Below are 26,072 nucleotides of genomic sequence, written 5' to 3'. Positions count from 1 at the left end.
CCTCAGAAGCGGCCCTGGAGCCCGACGCCGAGGGAGCCGGGGCCGAAGCGCGGGACGACTGCGAGGGGCCGGCGGGGGCGGGCGGCGAGGCCGACGCTGAGGAGGACGAGGCCGGTGAGGAGGGCGACGCCGGCGATGGGAGCGGCGATCTTGACCAGGACGTCGGCCTGTTGGCCGCGCTCCAGGATGGCGAGGAGCTTGCGGTCGGTGCCGCCGTCGCAGGCGATGTCCATCTCCCAGCAGACGCGCCGGCCGTCGCGCATGGCGTCGCGGGCGATGGCGATCCCGACGCTCATCGGCACGAGCGCGGCCGCGCCCAGGCCGAGCGTGGCCGCGCCGGCGATCCGCAGGCCGCGACCCGGGCTGGACGCGCGCCCTGTCGCGGTGGACATGTCTTTCTGGGCAGATTGCTGCGGGCCGGAGAGGCTGGCGGAAGGGACAGGTGCGGCGGCGGCCGTCGAGATGTCCTGAGGGACAGGTCGCGTCCTTGGGGGGTCCCGAGGGGCGGGTGGGGGCGGGTCTTGCGGGGTGTCCTGAGGGACAGGTCGATCGGCGGCGTCGCAGTCGACGGCGCCGAGGCCCTGCTCGACGCGCGCGAGCCGGGCGCGCTCGTCGGCGAGTGGGACGGCGCCCGCTCCGGCCAGGTGCTCGCGCAGCAGGGCGCGGGCCGGGCACAGCTGGTCGCGCGGGCCGGCGCCGCGCTCATGGGCGCGGAGGCGGGCGTCGACGCTCTCGCGCAACAGCATCAGCCGCGGTCCGCTCTCCCCGGCGGGCGTGAGCCGGTAGGCGCGGGCGAACTCCTCGGCCGCGCGGGCGTCGTCGCCGGCCTCCTTGGCCGCCTGGCCCTGCTCGTACGCGAGGTCGCGCGCCGAGGGGGCGGGTGTCTCGAAGGACAGGTGGGAGGCGAGCGTCGGCGCCGGGGGGACGGCGGCGAACGCCAGGGCTCGCGGCGGGGCAGAGACGGATGAGGTCGGGAGGCGGAGGTCGGCGACGGAGGGGGGCGGCCGCTCGCGGACGGCGGCGGCGACCTCGGAGGACCGGCCGAGGGGGGCGAGCGAGGAGTGCGGCGAGTCGAGGACGGATGTAGAGGCTGCGGACGCTGTCTCAAGGGACAGGTCGACGGCGGAGGCTCGTGCGGTGGCTGTCTCGAGGGACAGGATGCCGGCGAGGGCGGCGGCGAGGGAGCGGGACACGAGGCGCCCGGAGGCGCGGGAAGAGGACGGCGACGGGCCGAGCGGGAGCGCGGCATGAGGAGAGCGCTCCCGGGTGCCTGCGCGACCGCGACGCATTCGCCGGACGATCACGACGACGACTTCGTCGGCACGCATACGTCGTCCAGGCACTCCATTTTCATGGGGCAGGGCGCGGGGCACTTTTCCTGACCGCACGCCGCGCCCTCGGTGTCACCCACGCAGCCGGCGCTGCAGCATCGGAGCGCGCACAGGGGCTGGCCGTCGACGTCGAGGCAGACGAGGCTGTCCGATTGCGGGTGCTTCTCGCAGTTGTTCTCGATGCCCTCGCACAGGTCGGCGCAGAACCCTCGGTCGGCGCCGTCGCGATGGACACAACGCGGGATGCCGTAGACGTGGCAATCCTCGTCGACATCGCAGGGCGAGTAGGCCTTGTCGTAGCTGGTGTCCTCGCTCTCGCCGCGCTCGCAGGGGGCGAGCCGGCACCGCTCGCCGGAGCAGCACAGGTCGCCGCCGCCGCAGGCGGCGTCGCGCTTGCACACGGCGCCCATCAGGAAATCGGTCTTGAAGCAGGCCGAGGCGAGGCTCCCGAGGCCAAGGACCACGACGCACAGCCCCACTCGCGCGGTGCTTCGCACGGCGCGAGGATAGCGCGCAGCCGTCGGGCGGTACAAGGGCCCGCTTTTCGGCGGATGTGCGGGAGAGGGGCTCTTCGGCGCGAAGCGAGTAGGTCGTGGCGGACGAGGAGCCGTCGCCTTCCGCGCAGTGCGTTGCGCGGCACGGACGCGCGAGCCGTCGCTGCCGGAGAGAATAGCGATCGATCTGGTGCGCTCTTCGGCGCGAAGCGAGAGCGCGATGCGTGGGTTATTCGCAGCCGGTGATTCGGTCGGTCATGACAGCGCGGACAGGATGTCCATGCGCAGTCAGTCCGAGCTCGTCGTGTTTCCGACGGGGCGGAAGCGAGACGGGAATGGGCGCGTCGACGTAGGAGGTGCCGGCGAGGCCCGCTGAACCGCGGCGAAGGATCGGCCGTCGCAGGCCGTTGCGGGACGATGACAAGCAAGTTCGAAAGGCGGGCGCGGCCGTGCTTCGGCGGTCGTCGTCAAGACTTGCGAGGTCGTGAGCGTCTCGCTCGTCGACACACCTGTGTGCGAAGCTCGGGGCGCGGTGGCCAGGTGGAGGCGAAGTTGCCGGCTCGATCGGCGGTATCGACAGTGCGCATGCGCTCGTGGTGTGCGGACCTCGCGAACGACCACGTCCACGGGCGGCGGGCTCGACTGCACAGGGCGCGGAGCCGCGCGGTGGTGCGTCACGTTCTCGTGTATCATCGTCGCGGCGATGGTGGTGCGCAGGACCGTGATTCTGCCGTCTCGCGGGGCGCTGATCATCAGCACCGATCTCCACGGCTGCTGGGACGACTTCGCGGCGCTGCGCGGGCACTTCCTCGCGGCCCTGGACGTCGATCCGGCGACGCACTGGGCGATCCTCGGCGACACCGTCCACGGGCCCAGCGACGAGGCGCGCGGGCGGCGGCCCGAGCTGTATGACTATTCGGACATGTCCGCCGAGATCGTGGCGGGCATCCTCGAGCTGCAGCGCGCGTACCCGGGCCGGGTCCACTACGTGCTCGGCAACCACGACCACGGGCACGTCGGCGGGCCGCGCACCGCGAAGTTCCACACCGACGAGGTCGCTGCGCTCGAGCGCCGCTGCACGCCGGCGCAGCTGGCCGACCTGCGGGCGCTGTTCGAGCCGGCCCTGCTGGCGATCGCGGCGCCGTGCGGGGTGCTGCTGTCCCACGGCTCGCCCGACGACCGCCTGCAACAGTTCGACGACCTCGACGGGGTGCGCCTGTCGCCCCGCGACAACGATCCGTACCGTCGCCACCTGCTGGCGACCTTCCTCTGCAGCTACGGCCAGCGCGACGAGGTGACTGCGCGCCTCCTGGCGCGGGTGTCGGCCAGCGCGGTGCCGGTGTCGCTGGTGATCCACGGCCACGACCGCGACGAGGAGGGCTTCTTCGCCGGCGGCCTGCGCCAGGCCTGCCCGGTGATCTTCGGGGCGCCCAGGTCGCACAAGCGATATGTCTTTTTGAACCTGTCCTCGAGGTACGATTCGATCGCCGACCTGCGCGACGGGCACGAGATCCGCCGGCTCTACCCGGCGTGAGGCGGAGTTGTCCAAAGGGACAGGTTCGGTTAGGCTGCGCGCGTGCCACGGCGTACGCGCACCCGCGAGCGGCCCGAGGCGCTCGCGGCGATGCTGGCGGCCGAGGTCCGCGCGCTTCAAGCGCGGCTGACGGGCGAGGCGGAGGCGGAGGCGCTCGCGCAGGCGCTGGTGGCGGCGCTGTTCGTCGGGCGTGGTCTGTCTGCAGAGACAGGTGATGGGGCGACGCTGGCGAAGGCGCGGCAGCTGGCGCGCGCGGCCGGGCTGGAGCGCGAGATGACGGCGTTGACGGGGCCGCCGCCGGACGAGCTGGCGCGGCTGGCGGGGCGACTCGATGCGCTGTCGCTGACCGCGGAGGACGGTGGCGAGGCGGCGGCGGAGGCGTTCTTCGAGCCGCTGCTGGCCGCCCTCGATCCGCAGCAGCGACGGCGGCGCGGGGTGTTCTACACGCCGCGCGCGCTGGTGACTGCGACCGTCGCCGGCGTCGACGAGGTGCTGCGCGTCCAGCTCGGTCTCGCCGACGGGCTGGCGGCGACGGACACGTGGGCGCAGGTGACGGGCGAGGCGGGCGCCGGCGACTGCGAGCCGTTCGTGTCGATCCTCGACTTCGCGTGCGGGACGGGGGCGTTCGTGCTGGCGTGCGTGCGGTCGATCGAGCGGACGATGAAGGACCGCTGGCGCCGCGAGCTGGGGGCGAGCGGAGCGGACGACCCTGCGGTGCTGCAGCGCTGGCGAGCGTACGTGCCGGCGCAGCTGTTGCCGCGAGTGCACGCGTACGAGCCGATGCTGGCGCCGCTGGTGGTCGCGCGGCTGCGGCTGGCCGACGCGCTGATCCGCAGCGGCTACGTGCCGAGCGGGGAGGAGCCGATCGGGCTGGTGCGGCGCGACGCGCTGGCCGAGCCGCCGGGGCGGCGGTTCACGGTGGTGGTCGGCAATCCGCCCTACGCGTCGTCGTCGTCGGCGCCGGCGTGGCTGGTGGCGGAGCTGCGCCGGTGGAAGTCGGGCCTGTCCGAGACCAAGAGCGACCTGCTGCGCGAGGAGTGGAAGTTCCTGCGCCTGGCGGAGTGGCTGGCCGAGCAGGTGCCGCGCGCGGTGGTGGGGCTGGTGATCAACCGCGACTTGCTGGTGGGGATCGCCAAGCGCGGGCTGCGAGCCAGCCTGCAGGCGACGTTCCCGTGGCGCCGGGTGGTCGACCTCCACGGCGACGTCCGCGGCGACGTGGTCGACGAGAACGTGTTCGCGATCACCCAGGGGGTGGCGATCGCGTGGCTGTGCCGCGGCGGGGGTGCGGGGCACGAGGGCTGCTCGCTGCCCGGGCGGCGGGCCGACAAGCTGGCGCGGCTGGGCGAGCCGGCGGGGCTGGCGGGGCTGCTGCGGCCGCACGCGCCGCGGGAGCCGTATTACCGCTGGGACATGTCCGAAGAGACATCGAATCGGCCGGCCGAGTACGCGGGCTGGTGGGCGCTGCCGGAGATCTTCGCGGTCCACGGCTCGGGGATCCAGAGCAAGAACGACGCGGTGTGCGTCGGCTGGACTGCGGCGGAGGTGCGGGCGCGGGTCGAGCTGCTGGCGCGCGCGAGCGAGGCGGAGGCGCGACGGGCGCTGGCGATCGCGGAGGACGGGGCGTGGTCGCTGGCGGCGGCGCAGGCGGAGCTGCGCGCGCTCGGGCCGGCGCCGGAGCGGGTGCGGCGGATCCTCTACCGGCCGTTCGACTGGCGCTGGACTTATATGTCCGAAAGGTCAGGTGGATTCCTGGGCCGGCCGCGCGCGGCGGTGATGCGGCACATGCTCGCGGGCGACAACCTGGCGCTGGTGTACAACCGCCAGATCGTCGGGCCGCGGGTGTCGCACTTCGGGGTGACGCGCGACCCGATCTGTCACGGGACGTTCTATCTGGGCAACCGCGGGCAGGACTTCCTGGCGCCGCTGTACCTGTGTGACGCCGACGGGCCGCGCAGGAGCAACCTGCGGCCGGAGTTCGCGGCGGCGGTGCGGGCGGCGACAGGGCTGGAATTGGGCCCGGAGGCGCTGCTGCACTACGTGTACGCGGTGGTCCACAGCCCGACGTACCGCGCCCGCCACGGCGCGGCGATCCGCGAGGACTTTGCGCGCGTGCCGATCGCGGCCGGGGCCGAATTGGCATTGGTGCTGATCGACCGCGGGGCGGCGCTGGTGAAGTCGCATCTGCTCGAGACGGGGGAGGTGGTGGTGGGCGGGCTGGCCGAATGGACAGGTGCGAGCGGGCCGATCGAACAAGTGACATGGTCCGAAGGACATGTCTTTATAGATAGACGAAAGACGCGGGGCTTCTCGGGGGTACCTGCTGCAATTTGGGAATTCGAGGTCGGGGGCTACGCGCCGTGCGAGAAGTGGTTGAAGGCGCGCCGCGGCCGGACGCTGACGGCCGAGGACGTGGCGCATTACCGCCGGATGGTCGCGGCCCTGCGGGCGACGCTCGCGCTGATGACGGACATCGACGCCGCGATCGCGGCGCACGGCGGCTGGCCGGGGGCGTTCGTGAGCGGGCGTGAGGCGTGAGGACGAGTAGGTCTCGGTGCCGGGGCGAGGGGCTGTCGTCGATCGACGGGACGGGGCCGCGAAGAGCGTGCCGCGGCCTGGTCGTGCTCGATCTGCCGCGACCCTTCGCATCGTCGTTCGCGCAGGCCTGACTCGTTCGAGGAGCGGCGGCGGCTCGCGCGTGTTCGCGGGCGCGGGGCGACTCGGCGGACGTTGCGAGCGCGCATTCCTTTGTCGATTGTGCGCGTCAGGGCTCGCCGGGCTCGAGCGCGGGCGGGGCCCGGCGGGCGTGCTCGATCTGCTGCAACAATTCGTCGGCGCGCGGGCTGCCGACGTGGGTGGCGTGGCGCTTGCCGCGAGCGTCGCGCCAGACGATCCGGACCGCGCGGCCGCCGTCGCCGGGCATGTTGTAGATCCACTCGCCGGCCAGCGAGCGCTTGATGCCCCAGCCGCCGAAGCGGCGCCAGTCGTATTGCACGAGCTCGGCGTGCTCGATGCCGGAGATCGGGATCTTCGGCCCGAACATCGCGTACTGGATGTTGACGTGGCCCTCGGACACGGTGACGCGCAGGACCGAGGAGAGGATCCACATCAGCACGAACATCGGCAGGCCGACGGCGATGCCGACGAGGCCGCCGACGAGGCCGCCGGCCGCGAGCGCGGCGCCGCAGACGGCGATGATGCTGAGGGCGAAGATGGTGTGCAGCTGCCAGGGGGCGCGGTGTTTGTGGCGGTACAGGACGGTGCCGTCGCCGGCCATGTATTGCCGCTCGTACGCGTCGGGCGGGCGCGAGGCCGCGACGGGGACGAGCGCGTGGGGCTCTTCGGCCATGACGCGAGCGTGTCGCGGCGAGGCTGCCGCTGTCAACGCGAGAGCCGGGCGCTGCGACGCACCAGAGCGGCCTGCGCGAAGCCGGCGGCGCCGCCCGTCGCGCCGCCGAGGGCGCCGAGGGGCGCGACGACGGGCCCCGGGATCGGCCGCAGCGCGTGCGCGAGGTCGAGCGCGAGGAAGCACAGGCCGTCGACTGCGAGCAAGAAGTAGGGCTGGGCCACGAGGCCGCCGCGCATCGGCAGGACGTGACGGAGGAGCAAGGCTGCGGTGGTGAAGACGACTGCGTCGCACAGGGTGCTGACGGCGACCGCGACGTCGCGCAGCGAGTGGAAGACGAGGGCGGCGAGGATCCACGCGACCACGCCGAGGGTGGCGCAAGCGATCAGCACCGCGACGACGCGCTCGCTCCGGCGGAGCGGGACGGTGAGGCCGCTCTGGCGAATGACGCGCAAGAAGCCGAGCAGGGCGAGCGCGCCGACGATGTTGGCGACGATCAGGAGGAGGTAGTCGAGGCGGTGCTCGCCGACCAGGCCGAGGCGCTGCAGGGCGTGGGCGGACATGACGAGGCTCAGCGCGACGGCGCGGAGCAGCCACGGGCGGCGCGGCGGATCGCCGGGGCTGAAGCGGAGCGCCGCGAGGGCTGCGCCGAGGGTGCCGGCGAGCTCGGCCGCCACCGGGTCGACGCCGAGGCGCAGACCCGCGAGCACGAGCACGAGCGCCAGCAGCCGCGGCGTGGACATCGCCACCAGGATGCCAGACCGGAGGCGCGGCGAAAAAGGCCCGATCAGCTGGCGGCGATGGCGACGACGGTGGCCTGACGCGCGGCCACGAGGGCCTGGATGTCGAGCAGGAGCTTGGCGTCGGCGAGCGGGCCGAGAGCGCCGTCCTCGCCGACCAGGTGGACGAAGGCGAGGTTGCTGGCGAGCCCGAGGTCGCCGCGCCGGGACCACCACCGGCTCGCGGTCAGTCGATCGCGGATGGCCAGCACTGTGGCGACGATCCGCTCGACCGGGAGGGCGAGGAAGCACAGGATGGCGAGGTCGTCGTACTCCTGCTGGCCGATCTTGACCCCGGCGGCGCGGAACTGCTGGACCACGAGGGCGAACCGCTCGGCGATCTCGAGCGCGCCCAGTCGGCTGAGGTAGAGGATGTTGGCGGCCGTCTGCAGCGCGTTGCCTTGCCACAGGTGGGCCCGCTCGTGCAGCGCCTGGTAGATGGCCTCGATGCCGGCGCCGATCTCGGCCGGCGTGCCGTCGCAGCCGAGCAGCATGGCGCAGGCCGGGAAGTCCTCGGGGCCGGTCAGCCACCAGTGATAGCGCTTCATCTCGCCGTAGATGGCGGCGAAGCGCTCGACGTGCGCGCGCGTGGCGGGGGCGCCGCCGAGAGTGCGCCGCAGCACCAGCACCGCGAGGGTCTCGTAGACGCCGCCGCGGCGGACGCCGACGTCGCGGAACAGGTCGCCGACGCGATCGACCTCGGCGACGAAGGCTTCGGCTCGGTCGCCGTTCTTGACCAGCTGCGAGGCGAGCACGCGGCGGGTGTCGCCGGCGGTGTTGCTCCACCAGCCGAACCGCTGCGCCAGCTGGCGGTCGCACTCGCGGACCTGCTCGGCGATGCCGTCGGGTTCGCCGGCGACGCCGATCAGGTTGATGGCGACCAGGCGCAGCGAGTCGGGGTCGCCGCCGAGGCCCTCCAGGGCGGCGAACAGCGCCTCGAAGCGGGCGAACGGGTCGGCGGCGGGGCCGGGCTCGACGTGCTGGTCGCGGAAGGACATGGCGCGCGAGGCCAGTCTATCACTGGGCGATGATCGTCTCGCAGCCGAACTCGATGTTGATCTTGGCGTCCGGGACGCCCTGGATCTTGTCGCACGTCTGCGGGCAGACGAAGATCTTGGTCGGGTTCTGCTCGTCGTCGTAGTACCAGCCGTCGCTGACGTCGGCGCACTCGGCCGGGCTGGGGACCTTGCCGAAGGTCTCGGGCGTGCCGTCGTCGAACTCGACGTTGACCTTGTTGAAGTCGATGGGCTCGCCCATCGGCTCGGGGATGGTCCACTCGCAGGCGAGGGTCGCGCCCATGATGACCTGCGTCGACAGCTCGTTGAACACCGGCGTGAAGTCCTGCAGGCAGAGGTCGCCCCACTTGCCGCCGGTGTTGGCGATGAGGTCGAGGTAGACGTCGCCGGCGTCGGCCGTGAAGGCGCAGCACACCGCGTTCTGGATGCACCACAGGAAGTCGCTCGGGCCCTTGGCGCCGCAGATCGCGTGCATCTTGTAGTCGGCCATGCCGGGCTCCAGCGCCTTGAACTGGGCGTCGAAGTCGTTCGCGCCCATGTCGGAGTTGTCGTCGGTGACGACGACGACGTGGGTCGCGGCGTCGGGGCGCAGCTTGTCCTTGTATTGCGGGTAGGTGCCGAGGATGAGCTGCAGGGCGTTGTTGCTGCCGACGCCCTGATTGATGCGGGTGTAGGTCGGCGGCTTGCTGTCGGCCGGGCAGTTGCCGGAGCCGAGCGGGGCGCCGACGCAGATGCTGTTGTCGGAGACGACGATGACGTGCACGTCGATGCCGCTGTTGATGATCTTGGCCGAGAACTGGTTCATGTTCGCCTGCACGCTGGCGATCTCCATGTCCATCGAGCCGGAGTTGTCGATGGCGAAGATGATGTCGGCCGGCTGCTTCTTGTTCGTCGCCGTCTCGCTGACGGCGGCGCAGTCGCCGGTGGTGCCGTCGGTGGTCGAGAGGCCGGTCGACGTCGTGGTGGTGTCGTCGCCGGTGGTGGTGGTGGTGGTGGTGGTGTCGAGCGTGGTGGCGGTGGTGCCGGTGCTGCTCGAGGTGCCGGTCGTGTCCGGCCCGGTGGTGTCGACCGGCGCGGTCGTCCCGGTGGTCGGGCTCCCGGTGGTCGGGTCGGTGCCGGTCGATTCGGTGCCGCTGTTGCCCGAGGTGCTCTCGGTCCCCGCGGTGGCGGTGGCGGTGGCGGTGGCCGTCGCCGTGATCGTGCCACTGGCCGAGGTCACGCCGGTCGCCGACGCATTGCCGGTGCCGCCGCCGTCGTCACCGCAGGCGAGGAGGAGTAGAGAGCAGATACAGAGGAATTCGAGGCTACGCTGCGACATCACAGATTCTCCGACGACGCCACGTAGACCACAGGTCGCCGCCGGCTTTCAATACACGCGCGGTGCAGCTGCAACGAAGGCCGCGTGACCTTCCGTGGTCATGGTGCGGCCTTTCAGGCGAGACAGTCGAATGGCGTGCCGGCCGGGGCTCGCGTTGCTGAGGGCGACAGACCTCGGGAAAGCGACGGGCTCGCCGGCGACAGCTCAGCGGTACGTGGTCATCTGGCCCTTCATGCGGGTGGCCTGGCCGGCGGTGAAGTTGTTCATGCAAGCATCGTCGGTGTAATCCATGTAGTTGTGGATCGGGTCGACGCCGGCGGCGGGGCAGGTGTTGCGGCCCTCGGGGCAGCCGAACGCGGGCGACTTCTCGGCCGGGGTGTCGTCGACCAGGTCGCCCTGTTTTTTACAGCCGTCCTGGAACGTGTGATAGAGGCCCATCCAGTGGCCGACCTCGTGGACGCCGGTCATGCCCAGGTTGTAGGGGGCCGCCTTGCCGCCGGGCATGCTCTCGTTGAGGAGCACCACGCCGTCGTACTTCGGGCTGCTGTTGTACTGGGAGGGGAAGGTGGCCCAGCCGAGCAGATCCTCGCCGATGTTGGCGGTGTAGACGTTGAGGGTCTCCTTGCCGCCCTTGCGCAGGGCGTTCTTCGCCTGCACCTCGGCCGAACTGCCCGAGAGCATGCCGTACCAGGCGTTGTTGTTGGTCCGGTCGACGCCCGCCAGCGCGAAGGAGAAGCCGGCCGGGCCGTAGGTCGAATTGAGCAGGTTCATCTGGGCGCTGATCTGCTGGTCCGTGACGTCGCCCCCGCCGGTGCTGCTGCGGATGACGTGGAACCACACCGGGATCGCGGCGCGCGGGCCCTCGACCGATTGCGAGGGGCCGGCGGCGAAGCGATGCAGGAAGTCGGCCTCCATCGCGGCGACCTCGAAGGCGCTGGGATGCACGCCGCAGCGCCCGTGCTGCAGCGCCGCCTCGGCGGCCGCGAGGTCGTCGACGCAGGCGTCGTCGTCCATCTCACAGATGTCGCGCGCGTCCTCGTCGAGGTCGAGAACGACGTCCTGGGCCTCGCCAGGAGTGGAATCGTCAGAGACATCGCAGGCGAGCGCGCACGCGCCGAGGATCGTGCACCATAGAGTCGTGGTCTTCATGTGCTCCTTACGGCCCGATCACGGGCCCATCGTAGAGTAAACAAACTCCGCAAGGCGAAGACCAGCAGCGAAGGCGCGCCTGCGTCGCGCGGGCCCCACGTGTCTACTTCGGCGAGGCGCATGATTGTCGTGTCGGGCCCCGGCGAATGTGCGAAGCTTACGCGTCATGCAGACTCGATTGACTTGGATTGCTGCGGGTGTGTGGGTGACCGCGTGTGGTCCTGTACCCCCGCAGGGCGATAGCGCGGGGGAGCAGACGTCGACGTCGACGGTGACCTCTTCGACGGGAGATCCGTCGCCGACCGAGCCGACCAGTGAGACCAGCGCGACCAGTGAGACCAGCGACACGTCAGGCCCGCCGCCGGAGTGCCGGTCGGACAGCGATTGCGACGGCTTCTGCGAATATTGCGTCGAGGGCGAGTGCTACGACGCGGTCGGTTGCTGCGGGGTGGTGGCGGGCCCGCAGGGCGAGCTCGAGCTGCGCTGTCAGGGCTACGGGTGCGAGTACTACGACGACTGCAGCGACGGCGAGGTCTGCGAGGAGCCGGGCGGGTGCGTGCTGATCGAGGCGATTCCGCTGTGCGAGCGCCTGCCGCTGACGCTGTCGGAGCTGCCGCTGCAGGGCCAGGCAGAGGCGCTTGCGCTGGTCGACCTCGACGGCGACGCGGCGCGCGACCTGGTGGTCGTGCTGCCGGATGCCGGGCAGGTCGAGGTGCTGCTCGGCGACGGGCTCGGCGGGTTCGCGCCAGGGGAGGTGTTCCCGACCGGGATGTTCGAGGGGACGCAGCGGCTGGCGGTCGCGGACTTCGACGGCGACGGGTCGCAGGATCTGGCCGTGTCCCAGGTGCCGCTCGCGGAGCTGAGCCTCCTGTTCGGCCAGGACGGGGTGTTCGCGGCGCCGGTGGCGGACTCGGCGGGGAACGGCCCGTTGCAGCTGTGGAGCGGGGATTTCGACGGCGACGGCGCGCCCGACCTGCTGTCGCGCGGCGACGACCCGGACATGCGGATCGCGCTGCGCCTGGGCGACGGGATGGGCGGGCTCGGCGAGCCGTTCGGCGCGGTGAACCTGGGCACGGCGAAGTTCACTGCGGCGGTCGGGCTCGCGGCTGGCGACCCGGCCGAGCTCGATCTGCTGCTGACGGACTGGAACGGGCCGCAGGTCAACGTGTTCGAGTTCGCGGCCGGCGTGGGGCTCGAGCAGGTCGAGGCGCTGCAGGCCCCGGGGCTGGTGGCGCTCGACAGCCTGGTCGCCGGCGACGTCGACGGCGACGGGCAGGTCGACCTGATCGGACACCGCGAGACGCAGGGCCACGAGCTGCTGACGATCTGGTCGCTGAAGCAGCCGCGGCCGGACCTGCGCGTCGAGGGGGCGGTCGTGCTCGGGACCGTCGGCGATGTCGACGGCGACGGGGCCGGTGACCTGGTGACGGGCGCGCCGGCGGCGATGCGCGTGATCTTCGTCGCCGGCGGCGAGGGGCCGTGCGTGCAGAGCCACCCGCTCGCCGACGACCCGACGCCCGAGCTGCTGGCGGCCGGCGACGTCGACGGCGACGGGCGGGCCGACGTGATCGCTGCCGCGCCGGGGCAGGCGAGCGTGGCGCTGCTGCGGTCAGGTCCGTAGGGACATGTCACGGAGGGCATGCCCGATCGGGCATGTCCTCCGCGGCAGGTCGTTTGGAGCAGGTGCGAAAGACCAGGTCCCACAAGGGGCTGGAGATGCCGAAGTCGACCGCGCGGTCGCCGAAGTGGTGGCGCAGGTGGCGGCGGCGGAGGGCCCGGCCGAGGGCGGTGCGCGGGCGGCGGTGGTGGGCGGCGTAGTGGGCCCACTCGTAGGCGAGGTAGCCGAGCAAGGTGCCGGCGAGCAGCGGCCAGCGGGCCTCGGGGCCGGCGACGAGGCCGTAGACGCCGAACAGGAGCAGGGCCAGGCCGCCGCTGTAGAGCGGGGTGGCGACCAGGCGGTCGCGGTCGCCCGGGGCGACGTGGTGGTGGCGGTGGACGATGAAGGTGGTGACCCGCCGCGCCGGGGTGGTCGGGGCGAGGTGGAAGAAGCCGCGGTGCAGCCAGTACTCGACGAAGGTCCACACCAGCCAGCCGCCGGCGACCCACAGGGCGAGCGGCGCGGGGCCGTAGGCGGCTGTCCCGAAGACCAGGCAGACCGCGATCGGGGCGGACCAGAGGAGGTAGGGGCTGGCCCAGTGCGCACGCGTCAGGCGCTCGAACAGCGGGCGGTGGAAGAAGCGCGGGGACCTGGCCTGAAGGTCAGGTTTGGCCTCGGGCCCGAGCGCGGCGTCGAGCAGCGCGTCGGTGAGGACCGGGTGGCGCGCCACGGCTACTCCGCGGCGGGGGCCCGGTGGCAGCGCCAGAACTCGCCGAGGACGACGGCGGCGGCGCAGGCGACGTTGAGGCTGTCGAGGGCGCCGGTGCCGGGGATCTGGACTGTCTCGTCGGCCATGTTCAAGAGGGCAGGTGCGAGGCCGTCGGCCTCGGCGCCGAGCATGATGATGGAGCGCGGCGGCAGCGGGGCGCTGTAGAGCGAGCGCTTGGCCCGGGCGGCGGTGGCGATCAGGCGGAAGCCGGCCCGCCGCGCGGCGACCAGCGGGTTGGGGCCGTCGGCGACCGGGACGACGTCGACGAACTCGGCGCCGCCCTCGGCGGTGCGCAGCATGGCCGGCGAGGCGTGCGACTCGAGGCCGCCGGCGAAGACCGCGTCGACGTCGAAGTGGGCGCACACGCGGACGATGGCGCCGAGGTTGTGCGGGTTGCCGACGCCGCCGAGGTAGAGGAGGCAGCGCGGGCGGGTCGGGTCGCGCCGCTGCAGCGCGCCCTGCAGGCCGACCAGGGGCCGCTCGCGGGCGATGAAGCAGATGCCCTCGTGGTGCACGGACTGGGTGATCCGCTCGAGCTCGTCGTCCTCGACCACGTGGTAGGCGATCCGGCGCTCGGCGCAGCGCTTGAGGAAGGCGCCGAAGGCGGGCAGGCGCGACGGATGGACGTAGACGCGGCGGACGTCGTCGGGGCGGCGGGCGGCGAGCGCCAGGCAGGCGTTGACGCCGCAGACCTTCATCTCGGGCGCGACCGGGGCGTTGTCCTTGGGGCTTCGGAGGGCGCGTTGCATGGCGGGCGCCGCAGGTATAGCAGGAGCGCGCCGGGGCTCCGGCCCGCGCGCCGTGAGCCCGGTCGGGTCAGCCGGGGCGCCCGGCCAGGTGGTCGTAGACGACGCCGTACTGCCGCTCGAGCTCGCCGAACAGGACCGGCGCGTGCGACAGGTCGCCGGCGCGGCTCCTGGCCTCGAGCGCCGCGGCGAGGGCGTGGAGGCTCATCAGCCGCAGGCCGCCGGAGCTGCCCTTGAGGCTGTGCGCGGCCTCTCGCACGCCGTCGACGTCGCCGTCGGCGATGGCGGCGCGCAGGCGGGCCATCAGCTCGTCGGCCTCGCGCAGGAACAGGGCGGCGATCTCGTCGGCCGTGGCGACGCCCAGCAGGTCGCGCAGCTGGCGGTAACCGGCCATGGCCTCGCGCTCGAGCTCCACCGGCGTCGACACCAGCGACGGGTCGAGCTGCGGCACCGGCGGCGGGACCTCGACCGGCCGCCGCGAGCGCTCGAGCGCGGCCCGCAGCTCGCGGATCTGGATCGGCTTGCTGACGTAGTCGTCCATGCCGGCGGCGAGGCAGGCCTCGCGGTCGCTGTCCATGGCGTTGGCGGTCATGGCGACGATCCGCGGCTGCGGGCCGCCGCTGCGCCGGATCAGCCGCGTAGCCTCGAGGCCGTCCATCTCCGGCATCTGCACGTCCATGAGGACGATGTCGTAGGCGTGGCGGCTGATGGCGTCGAGCGCCTCGATGCCGTGGAAGGCGCAGTCGGCCCGGTAGCCGAACCGCTCGAGCATCAGCAGCATGAGCTTCTGATTGGTGGCGTTGTCCTCGGCGACGAGGATCCGCAGCGGCAGCCGCTCGGCCAGGGACGGGTCGAACTCCGACGCGCCGAGCTCGACCCGCGGGCTCGGCTGGGCGTCGGCGTCGCCGAGCACGCTGGACAGGGCGGCCAGCAGCGAGGCGCCCTTGATCGGCTTGGTGACCAGTGCGTCGTGTTCCTCGATCACTGTCCCGAAGGACCGCCTCGCCATCGGCGCGAGCAGGACCACCGGGACCTGGGCGCCGCGCAGGGCCTCGAGCAGCTCCTTGTGGCGCTCGTCGGGCAGGAGGGTGTCGACGACCGCGACGTCGACGGCGACCTCGCGCAGGCCGGCCAAAGCCTCGCCGGCGCTGGCGAAGGCGAGCGTCTGCAGGCCCCAGGCGTGAGCGTGGCCGGCGAGCAGGCGCCGCTGCGGGCCGCTGGCGTCGACGAGCAGCAACTGCTTGCCGCGGAACCGGCCGTCGTGGTCGGCGACGATCGCCTGGGCCGACGGCTCGCTGGCGGCGTCGATGGTGAAGTAGAAGGTCGAGCCGCGCTCGACCTCGCTGACGGCCCACATGGTGCCGCCGAGCATCTCGGCCAGGCGCTTGCTGATCGCCAGGCCGAGGCCCGTGCCGCCGAAGCGCCGCGTGGTCGAGCTGTCGAGCTGGCTGAAGCTCTGGAACAGGCGGTCCATGCGGTCGGCGCGGATGCCGATGCCGGTGTCCTCGACCGCGAACAGGAGGCTGTAGCGCGGCGGGCCCTCGCCCGGGCGCCGCACGCCGCGGACGCTGACGTCGAGGCTGATGTCGCCGTGCGCGGTGAACTTGACGGCGTTGCTGAGGAGGTTGAGGAGGATCTGGCGCAGGCGCGTGGAGTCGGTGACGAGCCGGCGCGGGACGTCGGCGGCGATCGAGACGGCCAGGTTGAGCGGCTTGTCGCCGAGCTTGCTGGCGGCGACGAGGTCGACCACGCCGTCGATGAACTCCTGCAGGTTGAAGGCCTCGCTCTCGAGCTCGAGCTTGTTGGCCTCGATCTTCGAGAAGTCGAGGATGTCGTTGATGATGGTCAGCAGCGACTCGCAGGAGGAGCGCAGGGTGTCGACGAAGTCGCGCTGCTCGCTGCTCAGCGGGGTGTCGAGCAGGAGGCCCGTCATGCCGATGATGGCGTTCATCGGCGTGCGGATCTCGTGGCTCATGTTGGCGAGGAAGGTGCCCTTGGCGGCGTTGGCGGCCTCCGCGGCCTCCTTGGCGGCCGCCAGCGCCTGCTGGGCCCGCTTGCGCTCGGTGATGTCGGTGACGCTGGCGCGCACCAGGTTGCGGCCGCTCGCGGGCATGCGCACCAGCCGGACCTCGCACGGCATGTCCTGGCCGGCCCCGTTGCGGTGGTACCACTCGAACACCGGCGCCTCGCCGGCCATGGCCGCGAGGACGTGCTCGCGCGCCCCCTCGAGCGAGTTGCGGCCGTCGGGCTGGACCGGCGGACTCATGGTCCCGGGGCCGACGTGCAGCAGCTCCTGGCGCGAGAGGCCGTACAGCCGGGTGGCGTTGGCGTTGGGGTCGACGAACAGGCCGGTGTCGGCGTCGACGACGAGGATCGCGTCCGGGGCGTACTCGAACAGGGTCCGGAACCGCTCCTCGCTCTCGCGCAGGGCGGCCTCGGCCTTGCGACGCTCGGCCAGCTCCTGCCGGGCGGTGATGTAGAGGCCGGCGTTGACGACGCTGATGGCGAGGAGACCCGCGAACGGCGTCATCTCGGCGAGCGTCATGTTGTCGACCGCCGACAGGCCGGTGAGGCCGCCGATGACCATCACGCCGAGCCGACGGTCGTGGGTCTCGACGGGCGTCAGCGCGAGGCCGATCGAGCTGTCGTGGTCGGGCGGGACGAGCACCGCGTGACCCGTGCGCCAGACGTCCATCACCGGGCTGCCGTCGCCCTCGATGTGCTCGCCGAGGACGCGGATCACCGCGCTCGCGCCGGCGATCGCCCGCAGGCCCTCGGGCTGGGCGAGGTAGAAGGCCGCGCCGCCGCCGTCGAAGAACTGCTCGGCGTGCCACAAGATCGAGCCGACGAGCGCCGGCAGGTCGACCTGCTCGCCGAGGCCCCGACGGATGTCGTGCATCGCCGCGAGGTAGTGGTCACGCCACGGCAATGCGAACTCCCGTGTGCCCCTGCGCCGTCATCACCGGTTGCTGGGCAAGGTGTACCAAAACTCGCCGCGAACACGCGCAGCGGCGCGCGCGCCGACAGGCCCCGCGGTCGCTTCGATACGCTGTTCTTGCGCCTCACCCCAGCAACGCGCGCGGGGAGATCTCCAGGGCCGGATCGGGCCCACAAGGGCGCGCAGGGCCCGCTGTGCGTTGTTCGGACGCAGACCCGCGATGCGGACCGGACCGCGCCCGAATCGCGACGGCGAACCAGCACCGGCGAACTCGCGTGCGTGTCCGCGTGCGCAGTCCGCGTGCGCAGATCGGGGGCGAGGTCGCGCCGACCCGGCGGCGAGCGCGGCGCGCGGGAGGATGCTCCGGAGGGCAGGATCGAGAGAGCATGCTCGAATGGACATGTTCGTTCGAACATGCCTACGACGACATGTCCTTGCAGACAGGCGTCGTGCTTCTCTCGCGCCGGCGCGCGCGTCAGCCGGGGCGGGTGTCGAGGGCCTGGCGGACGCGGGCGGCCAGGGCCTCGAAGCTGCCGGACACGACCACGCCCTCGCCGCCGGCGTGGCGCGACAGCACCAGGACGCGCAGCTCGGGCTGGGCCTTCTGCAGGGCGCGGGCGGCCTCGCCGGTCCCGGCCGACAGCTCGGACGAGATCAGCGCCAGGGCCGGCGGCGGCCGCGTCTGGCGCTGCATCGCCAGCGCCTCGTCGAGGTGCTCGGCGATGTGGACGGTGTAGCCGAGCTGGCGCAGGGCGGCGGCCACGGCCCCGCGCAGGTGGAGGTCGTCGTCGAGGATCAGCACCGACTCGATGCCGCGGGTGTCGGGCGCGGGGGGCGTGTCGACGACGCGCGGGATGCTGAACACCCGCGGCAGGACGACCTCGATCGCCAGCGAGTCGAGGCCGGCGCGGAAGCTCGACTCGCCGTCGCGGTTGAGGCGCAGGGCGCCGCCGCCGTGGCGGGCGATCGTCTGCGCCAGGGCCAGGCGCGCGCGCAGGGCCTCGCTCTCCTCGGCGGTGCCGTAGTCGACGGGGTAGGCGAGGAAGCGGATCCGGACGTACTCGCCGGCGGGCAGGCCGAAGCCCAGGGAGCGCTCGAGGCCGAGCGTCTGCGGGGCGACGTCGATCGAGAGCTTGGAACCTTGGGGCATGTACGAACGGACATGTCGCACGATGGCCACGACCAGCAGCTCGAGCTGGCGCGGGTCGACGCGGACGGCGCTGCGCAGGCCCTCGACCGGGAGGTCGAGCGCGAGGCCGTCGCCGAGCACGCGCGCGAGCAGGCTGCCCATGCGGGCGATCAGCGTGGCGGGGGCGACGTCGATCGGGTCGGCCAGCTGGCGGCGCGCGAACGCGGCGAGCTGGCGCACGAGGTCGGTGGCGTTGCGCGCGGCGCCGCGGATCCGCTCGTCGGTGGCGAGGTTCTCGATGTCGGTCAGCGGCGCCTGGAGGTCGGCGCTCATCGCCGCGGCCAGCCGCGCGACCGCGCCGGTGCGCTCGGCGTGGCGCAGCAGCGCGGCCGCCTGCAGGCGGTCGGTGATGTCCTCGCTGACGACGATCACGCCCGAGGGCTTGCCGTCGTTGCCGGTGAGCGGGATCCGGCTGACCGCGAGCCACTGCTCGCGCCCCGCCGCGACCTGCGTCGCCTCGATGCGGGCGATCTGCGGCCGGCCGCTCTGGAGCACCTCGCGCTCGTGCCGCCGGGCGACGTCGCCGCCGTCGCACAGCTCGGGGCGCAGGACCAACTCGCGGTCGGTGCGGCCGGCCAGCTGGGCGCCGGTGAGGCCGGCCGCGCGGGCGAAGGCGCGGTTGGCCCCGCGGTAGCGCAGGCGGCCGTCCTTCCAGGCGATCCGCTGCGGCAGGTGGTCGAGGACGGCGGCGGTCTCGTCGATGCGCACGAGCGCGGCGGCCAGGGCGGCGGCCAGGGCGCTGGCCGAATGGGCATGTCCTTCGGACCAGGTGAAGCGCTGGCCGAAGGCGGCGAACAGGAGCACGCCGACGAGGCCGTCGCCGCGCGCGGGGGCGGCGAGCAGCGCAGGGGCGCCGAACAGTCGCAGCGGCTTGAGCTCGGGTGGAGACACTTCGCCGGCCGGGGCGCTGACGACTCGGCCCTCGGCGAACGCCTCGAGCCAGCGCGGGGGCAACCGCAGCTCGTCGCCGCGCGGCGCCCCACGCTCGCGCATCCACACGCCGCGCGGGGCAAAGCCGAGTCCGCTGGGCTCGAGGAAGGCGGCGAAGTCGAGCCCCTGCGGCTCGGCGAAGGCCGCGAGCGCCCGCTCGGCCGCGCCCGCGCCGGGGAGCAGGAGGCTCCGCAAGGCCGCGGCGAGGGCGGGCAGGCAGCGTTCATCGCCGGGGTCAGGCATCTGGAGGTGACAGTGTATCAGGGCCGGAGGTCGGTTAGCCTGTCGCGGCATGATCGGCCTGCCGCAAGCGCTGCTCCTCGACCTCGACGGGACCCTCGTCCACAGCGAGCACATCCATACCGAGGGCCTGGTCCGCTTCTGCGCAGGACGCGGGCTCGAACTCAGCGAATCCGAACAGCTGTTCGTGATTGGCCACGCGTGGCAGGAGATCTACGCCGAGCTGCGATTGGAAGCGCGCCTGGGGACCACCCTGGCCGAAGTCCTCGCCGGCACCTCGGCCGCCAAGGACGAGATGTTCGCCGCCGGGTTGAGGCTTCCTGTCCTCGAGGGGGCGCGCGAGCTGGTCTCTCTGGCCCACGCCGCCGGGATCCCGGTGGCGATTGTGAGCGGCTCGTCGCGGGCGGAGATCGTGCAAGCGCTGGCGGTGCTCGAGATCGCCGCGGCGCTGCGCTTCTACGTCGGGGCGGAGGACGTGACCCGCGGCAAGCCGTCGCCGGAGGGCTATGTCCTGGCCGCCCAGCGGCTCGGCGCGGCGCCGGAGCGCTGCCTGGTGATCGAGGACAGCGAGGCCGGGATCGCAGCCGGGCTGGCCGCCGGCATGCGGGTGCTGGCGACCGCGGCGGCCAACCCGCCGCCAGGCCGGCCGGGGCACCAGCGGCAACAGTCGGCCCACCGCGTGATCCCCGGGCTCGCCGGGCTGCAGCTGAGCGACCTCGCGGCGGTGATGACGTCGTGAGCGCGCCCGTCCTCGTGCTCATGCCCGACGCCGAGGCGCGGGTCGACCTCGCCCTCCCGGTGCTCGGCACCACCACCGCGGTCCGCCTCGCCGACGCCGCCCGCCGCGCCGGCTTCGCCGAGGTGCTCATGGCCCCGGGGACATGTTCGATCGTACATGGCGCGAGGGTCGTGTCGTCCGGCGAGCCGATCGCGGCCCCGGCGCTGCTGGCGTTCGAGAGCGCGGTGATCGCCGAGCCGCTGCTGCGGGCGCTGGTCGAGCACCCGCTCGCGGCCGACGAGGGCTACTCGCTCGGCGACGCTCTCGGACGTCCGAGTGCGTGGTGCACCGGCCACCTCGCGAGCGTGCCGGCCGAGCTGCCGATCGCGGAGGAGATGCGGTGGCCGCCGCAGCGCGGGCCCGCAGATCTCGCGCGCTATGTTTACGGCGAGGATCGGGCGCGGCTCGAGGCGGTGATCTGGAGCGATCGCGGCGACGCGGTCGAGGGCGCCGCGAGCGCGTCGGGGTGGCTGCGCGCGATCGTGAGTCGCCTGGCCGACGGCGGCCGTCCGCTGGGACAGATCGAGCTCGCGGCCACGGTGACGGCGGTCCTCGCCGGGCCCGCCGCTCTGCTCGGTGGTCGGCTCGGGATCGTCCTCGGGGCCGCGCTGCTCTGCATCGGGGTGCAGCTCGCGGCCGTGGTGCCCGCGCTCGCGCGACTGGTCCGCGGGCGCGGGGGCGCGGCCGACGTGCAGTGGCTCGCGCCCGCGGTGCAGCCGTTCGGGCACGCGGCCTACGTCGCCGCGTTGACCTACGCGCTGGTCGCCGAGGCGGGTCGCTCGAGCGTCGCGGGCCTGGTGTTGCTCGGCTTCGGCGCGTTCGCGGCATTTCTGTCGCTGGCGCACGCGCGGGACGTGTTGCGCGGCGAGCGACCGCGCTTCGAATTGCCGAGCGCCGACGCGTTCGCGGCGCGGCTCGGCGCGAGGCTCCCTCCGTGGTCGCACAGCGACGTCCGCGTCGAGGTCGTCGCGCTCGCGCTGGCCGTCACGGGCGCGCCCGGCCTGCCCTGGGGTGTGCTCGTCGGCGCCGCGCTCGCGCGGCTGTGGCGGTGGTTCATCGCGCCGAGAGGGTGAGCGAGGGCTCACAAAACGAGCCTGGCCGATCGGACTCGTTGGAGACACACACATCGGTCTCGAGTCGCGCCGAGGTGTGCCGCGGGGGGGCAGCGCACGCGCGGTGTTTGACCCCACCTGGGCCGGATGCTAGGTTTGCCGCCAGGCTCCTTCATGGCACGCAAGATCCCGCTTCTCCCGCTCCGCGAGCTCATCGTCTTCCCGCACGAGGTCGTGCCGCTCTTCGTCGGGCGCGAGAAGTCGATCAACGCCCTCGAAGAGGCCATGGCCAGCGATCGGAGCATCCTGCTCTGCGCGCAGAAGAAGGCCAAGGTCAACGATCCCCGGCCCGACGGCATCCACACGTTCGGCACGATCGGCAGCATCATCCAGCTGCTCCGCTTGCCCGACGGCACGGTCAAGGTGCTGGTCGAGGGCAAGAGCCGGGCGAAGATCGGGCGCTACATCGACCACGACAAGTACTTCCTGGTCGAGGTCGACGTCGTCGAGCCGAGCGTCGTTACCGTCGAGGAGGAGCCCGAGCTGGCGGCGCTGATGCGCTCGGTGCAGGCGACCTTCGAGAACTACGTCAAGCTCAACAAGCGCGTGCCGCCCGAGCTGGCCGCGAGCGTGGCGAGCATCGACAACCCGTCGCGCATGGCCGACACGATCGCGGCGCACGTGAACTTCAAGCTGTCGGCCAAGCAAGAGCTGCTCGAGACCGAGTCGGTCCGCGCGCGCCTGGAGAAGCTCTACGAGCTGATGCAGAACGAGATCGAGATTCTCCAGGTGGAGAAGAAGATCCGGACGCGCGTCAAGAAGCAGATGGAGAAGAACCAGAAGGAGTACTACCTCAACGAGCAGATGCAGGCGATCCAGAAGGAGCTCGGCTCGCAGGACGAGTTCAAGAACGAGATCGCGGAGCTCGAGGAGAAGGTGCGCCGCAAGAAGATGTCGGCCGAGGCGACCGACCGGCTCAAGAAGGAGCTGCGCAAGCTCAAGATGATGAGCCCGATGAGCGCCGAGGCCACGGTCGTGCGCAACTACATCGACACGGTGCTGGCGCTGCCGTGGGACGAGCGCACGGTCGAGAAGCTCGACGTCGACGAGGCCGAGAAGATCCTCGACCAGGACCACTACGGGCTCGAGAAGCCGAAGGAGCGCATCATCGAGTACCTGGCGGTGCGCTCGCTGGTGCCGAAGCTCAAGGGCCCGATCCTGTGCCTCGTCGGCCCGCCCGGCGTCGGCAAGACGTCGCTGGCGAAGAGCGTGGCTCGGGCCACCAACCGCAAGTTCGTCCGCGTGTCGCTCGGCGGCGTGCGCGACGAGGCCGAGATCCGCGGCCACCGGCGCACCTACATCGGCGCGATGCCGGGCAAGATCATCCAGGGTCTGCGCAAGGCCGGCTCCAACAACCCGGTGTTCCTGCTCGACGAGATCGACAAGATCTCGATGGACTTCCGCGGCGACCCGTCGGCGGCGATGCTCGAGGTCCTCGACCCCGAGCAGAACCAGGCCTTCGTCGACCACTTCCTCGACCTCGACTACGACCTCAGCGACGTGCTGTTCCTGTGCACCGCGAACTCGCTGCACTCGATCCCGCTGCCGCTGCAGGACCGCATGGAGATCATCGAGCTCACCGGCTACACGGACGAGGAGAAGGGCAAGATCTGCCGCCAGTACCTCATCCCGAAGCAGCTCGAGGCCAACGGCCTGGCGTCGGTGGAGGTCACGTTCACCGACCAGGCGGTCGGCGAGCTCATCCACCACTACACCAAGGAGGCCGGCGTCCGTAACCTCGAGCGCGCCGTCGGCTCGGTGGTCCGCAAGCTGGCCCGCGAGTACATCAAAGAGGGCAAGAAGAAGAAGGCGTACAAGGTCGACGTGCGCACGGTCCAGCGCCTCCTGGGGCCGCAGAAGTTCCGCTACAACGTCGCCGAGACCAACGACCAGATCGGCATGACGAACGGCCTCGCCGTGACGATCTTCGGCGGCGACTTGCTGCCCGCCGAGGTCACCGTCTCCGCCGGCAAGGGCAAGGTGACCCTGACCGGCAAGCTCGGCGAGGTGATGCAGGAGTCGGCCCAGGCGGCCGTCACCTACGTCCGCTCGCGCTCGCTGTCGTTCGGCCTCGAGCCCGACTTCTACGAGCACATCGACTTCCACGTCCACTTCCCCGAGGGCGCGGTGCCGAAGGACGGGCCCTCCGCCGGCGTCACGATCGTCACCTCGCTGGTCTCCGCGCTGCTGCAGGTGCCCGTGCGCAAGGACGTGGCGATGACCGGCGAGATCAACCTGCGCGGCAAGGTGCTGCCGATCGGCGGGCTCAAGGACAAGCTGCTCGCGGCCTTCCGCGGCGGCATGAAGACCGTCATCTGCCCGCGCGACAACGAGAAGGACCTGCAGGACGTGCCGAAGAACGTCCTCAAGGCGCTCGAGGTCAAGCTCGCCGACACCATCGACGACGTGCTCCGCGCCGCCCTTTCGATGCCGCCGGAAGACCACCCGAACGCGCCGTTCCGCAAGTTCATGTCCGGTGAGCTGGTGGCAGGGCCGGCCGATTGGCGAGCGGTCGCGCAGTACCTCGACGAGCGCCGCCGCAAGGACCGCGCCGCCCACGAGAGCGAGCACGGGCCGCACTGAGGCGCAGCCGCGTGAACGAAGCCGCCGGGACGCGAGTCTCCGGCGGCTTCGCCGTTTAAGGGCAGTTGGGGCTTGTCGGGCGGCATCGGCGAAGTCGCCGAGGCGCTGCATCGGTCACTCGCCGTCAGTTTGTTCGCGAGCTGCCGATCGCGGCTCGCGGCGTTGAATCATACTGTCCGTCAGGGCATGTCGATTCGCACATGCCCTTGAGGACATGCCAAACCTACGCCCGCCGACCGCCGGAGCTCACCTGAGAGCGCTCGTCATCCCGCCGGCCGCGCGCGATGAAACGGCACATGGCCGTCTAGACCTGTCTCGAAGCACAGGTCCAGGCGGCCATGCCGTGGAGACGCGCTCACTTCTTGGCGCGCTCGAACGTGACCTTGTTGATCTTCACGTCGTCGAGCGGGCGGTCGGCGCGGGTCTTGACCTTGCTGATGGCGATCGCGTTCTTGGAGTCGCACTTGCCGAACACCGCGTGCTTGTCGTCGAGGTGCGGCGTGGCCGCGACGGTGACGAAGAACTGCGAGCTGCCGGTGTTGGGGCCGCGATTGGCCATCGACAGGATGCCCGGGCCGTTGTGGCGCAGGCTCTTGTCGAACTCGTCGACGATGAGGAAGCCGGGGCCGCCGGTGCCGGTGCCGAGCGGGTCGCCGCCCTGCAGCATGAAGCCGGGGATCACGCGGTGGAACAGGGTGCCGTCGTAGAAGTTGCCCGTCTTCCAGGTGTCTTCCTTCTTGACGTAGTAGGGCCGCACGCCGCGCGCGAGGCCGACGAAGTTGGCGACCGTCTTCGGCGTCTGCTCCTCGAACAGCTCGCAGCGGATCGGCCCCATCGTGGTGTCGAGGGTGGCGAACAGCTTGCCCTTCGACTTGTCGGCGAGCGCCTCGTCACCGGCGAGCGCCTGCTCGAGGGTGATCTCGCCCATCGGGTCGCCTTGGGCTTTGTTGAACTCGAGCACCTCGGCCGGCGAGAGGCCCGGGCGCGCCATCTGGCCCTTCTTGAACTTCGAGGCGGGCGGCGCCTCGGTCTTGGGCTCTTGCTTGGTCTCGGGGGCCTTGGCCTCCGGGGCCTTCGCTTCCGGCGCCTTGGCGTCCGGCTTCTTGGCCTCGGTCTTGGTCGGCGCGGCCTTGCCGGCGTCGGTCTTGTCGGCGTCGGGGGCGCAGGCGGAAAGCACCAGCGCACAGGAGTAGGAGAGGATGCGGACGTGCGAGATCTCGGGCATGGTCGTAGGTCCGTAGACGGCGAGGGTTTTCCCACGACCGCGCGCCGTGGCCAGCGAATCTGCGAGCGCAGAGCCGTGAGGAAGATCGCGGGTCACGGCTCGCGCCGGATCGTGACCGTCTGGATCTGCGGCGGATTCGCGGCATCGGCCAGGGCCCGGCGCGCCAGCTCGCGGACGACATCCTCGGAGTCGCACGAGCCGATGATGGTGTGCTTGCCCTTGAGCTGGGTCAGCGGGGCGATCGAGATGAAGAACTCGGCCGCGCTGGTGTGCGGCGCCCCGGTGTTGGCGAGCGCGAGCAGGCCCGGGCGATCGAACACGTGTCCGGCAGACATCTCGTCCTGGAGGACGAAGCCCGGACCGGTCCCGCGGCGACCCGTCTGGATGAATTCACCGTCCTGGACGCGGTGGACCGGGGTGCCGTCGTAGTACGGCGCGGTGTGCCAGGGGCCGTCCGGGGTGTCCTGGAACGGGCGAACGCCGCGGGCCAGGCCGACGAAGTTGGCCACCGCGATCGGCGCCTCGCTGGGGTCGAGCGCGCAGTGGATCTCGCCGGCGTCGGTGCTGAGGACGGCGAGCAGGCGCGAGCCCTCGGGGAGGCCGGCGACCGCCTCGTCGTAGGTGAAGCGGCCGGCGTGCGGATCGCCGGCGGCCTGGTTCTTCGCCAGGACCTCCGGCACCGGCGGCGGGAAGGGCCGGGGCCCGCTCGCGCAGGCGCACAGCGCGGCGAGGGCGAGTCCGAGGCCAGAGCGGAGAGGGGTGCGCACGGGCGTGAGCATACGTTACTCTCCTCATAGATGGACGTTCGTCGGGCAGCGCGGAGACCTGGCCCTTGGGCCAGCATCGCGCTCGGGTTGTCGTTGGCTTCGTGGTCCGCGCTCGCGGGTTGCCGTCGCGCGTCGAACAGCGGCGAGCTCGGCGCGCCTACTGGCGCGAGCACCTGGGACACCCGGCTCGAGCAGCTCTTCGACGACCGCTTCACCCCCTCGGCCGTCGAGCTG

The 26,072-nt window shown here is 72.0% G+C and carries 20 protein-coding genes (1 of these 20 cut by a window edge); 7 read left to right on the top strand and 13 right to left on the bottom strand.

Annotation, left to right across the window (positions count from 1 at the left end; genetic code table 11):
* Positions 1–2 precede the first annotated feature (2 nt).
* Positions 3–1,193, bottom strand: coding sequence for a hypothetical protein (locus tag O0S08_RS29295; RefSeq protein WP_269032634.1), 1,191 nt, complete (start codon positions 1,191–1,193; stop codon positions 3–5).
* A gap of 107 nt (positions 1,194–1,300) precedes the next feature.
* Positions 1,301–1,828 (bottom strand): hypothetical protein, encoded by a 528-nt coding sequence (locus tag O0S08_RS29290; protein ID WP_269032633.1) that lies wholly within the window; start codon positions 1,826–1,828, stop codon positions 1,301–1,303.
* Between the two features lie 718 nt (positions 1,829–2,546).
* Here O0S08_RS29290 and O0S08_RS29285 point away from each other — a divergent pair.
* Together O0S08_RS29285 and O0S08_RS29280 are read left to right on the top strand one after the other, a co-directional pair.
* The gene (locus tag O0S08_RS29285; protein WP_269032632.1) at positions 2,547–3,359 is read left to right on the top strand and encodes a metallophosphoesterase; all 813 of its coding nucleotides are present in this window, start codon (positions 2,547–2,549) and stop codon (positions 3,357–3,359) included.
* A 42-nt stretch (positions 3,360–3,401) separates the two neighbouring features.
* The gene (locus O0S08_RS29280; protein ID WP_269032631.1) at positions 3,402–5,894 is read left to right on the top strand and encodes a type ISP restriction/modification enzyme; all 2,493 of its coding nucleotides are present in this window, start codon (positions 3,402–3,404) and stop codon (positions 5,892–5,894) included.
* Between the two features lie 226 nt (positions 5,895–6,120).
* On the opposite strand, the gene O0S08_RS29275 is transcribed toward O0S08_RS29280, so the two are convergent.
* The 5 genes from O0S08_RS29275 to O0S08_RS29255 form a co-directional block, all read right to left on the bottom strand.
* Positions 6,121–6,705, bottom strand: a complete 585-nt coding sequence (locus tag O0S08_RS29275) for a hypothetical protein (RefSeq protein WP_269032630.1) — start codon at positions 6,703–6,705, stop codon at positions 6,121–6,123.
* 32 nt (positions 6,706–6,737) lie between these two features.
* Entirely contained in the window at positions 6,738–7,445 is a 708-nt protein-coding gene (locus O0S08_RS29270) for a hypothetical protein (protein ID WP_269032629.1), read from the bottom strand.
* Positions 7,446–7,489: 44 nt separating this feature from the next.
* Complete coding sequence (locus O0S08_RS29265) at positions 7,490–8,479, bottom strand: DUF4003 family protein (RefSeq protein WP_269032628.1); 990 nt, start codon at positions 8,477–8,479, stop codon at positions 7,490–7,492.
* Positions 8,480–8,498: 19 nt separating this feature from the next.
* Complete coding sequence (locus O0S08_RS29260) at positions 8,499–9,815, bottom strand: vWA domain-containing protein (protein ID WP_269032627.1); 1,317 nt, start codon at positions 9,813–9,815, stop codon at positions 8,499–8,501.
* 204 nt (positions 9,816–10,019) lie between these two features.
* Entirely contained in the window at positions 10,020–10,964 is a 945-nt protein-coding gene (locus O0S08_RS29255) for a zinc metalloprotease (protein ID WP_269032626.1), read from the bottom strand.
* Between the two features lie 271 nt (positions 10,965–11,235).
* Here O0S08_RS29255 and O0S08_RS29250 point away from each other — a divergent pair, with 271 nt between their 5' ends.
* Entirely contained in the window at positions 11,236–12,585 is a 1,350-nt protein-coding gene (locus O0S08_RS29250) for an FG-GAP and VCBS repeat-containing protein (protein ID WP_269032625.1), read from the top strand.
* Between the two features lie 7 nt (positions 12,586–12,592).
* Here O0S08_RS29250 and O0S08_RS29245 read toward each other — a convergent pair whose 3' ends face one another.
* From O0S08_RS29245 to O0S08_RS29230, 4 genes are all read right to left on the bottom strand, one after another.
* Positions 12,593–13,291, bottom strand: a complete 699-nt coding sequence (locus O0S08_RS29245) for a sterol desaturase family protein (protein ID WP_269032624.1) — start codon at positions 13,289–13,291, stop codon at positions 12,593–12,595.
* Between the two features lie 2 nt (positions 13,292–13,293).
* On the bottom strand, positions 13,294–14,079 hold the full coding sequence (locus O0S08_RS29240; RefSeq protein ID WP_269032623.1) for a TrmH family RNA methyltransferase: 786 nt from the start codon (positions 14,077–14,079) through the stop codon (positions 13,294–13,296).
* Between the two features lie 67 nt (positions 14,080–14,146).
* Positions 14,147–16,975 (bottom strand): response regulator, encoded by a 2,829-nt coding sequence (locus O0S08_RS29235; RefSeq protein WP_269032622.1) that lies wholly within the window; start codon positions 16,973–16,975, stop codon positions 14,147–14,149.
* Between the two features lie 514 nt (positions 16,976–17,489).
* Entirely contained in the window at positions 17,490–19,376 is a 1,887-nt protein-coding gene (locus tag O0S08_RS29230; protein ID WP_269032621.1) for a PAS domain-containing protein, read from the bottom strand.
* Positions 19,377–19,425: 49 nt separating this feature from the next.
* Here O0S08_RS29230 and O0S08_RS29225 point away from each other — a divergent pair, with 49 nt between their 5' ends.
* From O0S08_RS29225 to lon, 3 genes are all read left to right on the top strand, one after another.
* Entirely contained in the window at positions 19,426–20,112 is a 687-nt protein-coding gene (locus O0S08_RS29225) for an HAD family hydrolase (protein ID WP_269032620.1), read from the top strand.
* A complete protein-coding gene (locus tag O0S08_RS29220; RefSeq protein WP_269032619.1) occupies positions 20,109–21,224 on the top strand; it encodes a hypothetical protein in 1,116 nt (371 codons plus the stop codon). The genes O0S08_RS29225 and O0S08_RS29220 overlap by 4 nt, the downstream gene beginning before the upstream one ends.
* Before the next feature lie 153 nt (positions 21,225–21,377).
* The gene (gene lon / locus O0S08_RS29215; RefSeq protein ID WP_096332162.1) at positions 21,378–23,846 is read left to right on the top strand and encodes an endopeptidase La; all 2,469 of its coding nucleotides are present in this window, start codon (positions 21,378–21,380) and stop codon (positions 23,844–23,846) included.
* 355 nt (positions 23,847–24,201) lie between these two features.
* Here the strand turns inward: lon and O0S08_RS29210 are convergent, their stop codons facing one another.
* Both O0S08_RS29210 and O0S08_RS29205 read right to left on the bottom strand, forming a co-directional pair.
* Complete coding sequence (locus O0S08_RS29210; protein WP_269032618.1) at positions 24,202–25,071, bottom strand: peptidylprolyl isomerase; 870 nt, start codon at positions 25,069–25,071, stop codon at positions 24,202–24,204.
* Positions 25,072–25,163: 92 nt separating this feature from the next.
* Positions 25,164–25,838: a peptidylprolyl isomerase gene (locus O0S08_RS29205; protein ID WP_269032617.1), complete on the bottom strand. Its 675-nt coding sequence runs from the start codon at positions 25,836–25,838 to the stop codon at positions 25,164–25,166.
* Positions 25,839–25,925: 87 nt separating this feature from the next.
* Here O0S08_RS29205 and O0S08_RS29200 point away from each other — a divergent pair, with 87 nt between their 5' ends.
* On the top strand, positions 25,926–26,072 hold the 5' end (the start) of the coding sequence (locus O0S08_RS29200) for a hypothetical protein (protein WP_269032616.1). 438 nt of this gene lie beyond the right edge of the window; the window shows 147 of its 585 coding nt (coding positions 1–147); its start codon is at positions 25,926–25,928; the stop codon falls past the right edge of the window.

The organism is Nannocystis punicea (genome assembly GCF_026965555.1).
Classification (GTDB): domain Bacteria; phylum Myxococcota_A; class Polyangia; order Nannocystales; family Nannocystaceae; genus Nannocystis; species Nannocystis punicea.
Note: the sequence above shows the minus strand (reverse complement) of the source record. Positions and strands in the feature narration are given on the sequence as shown.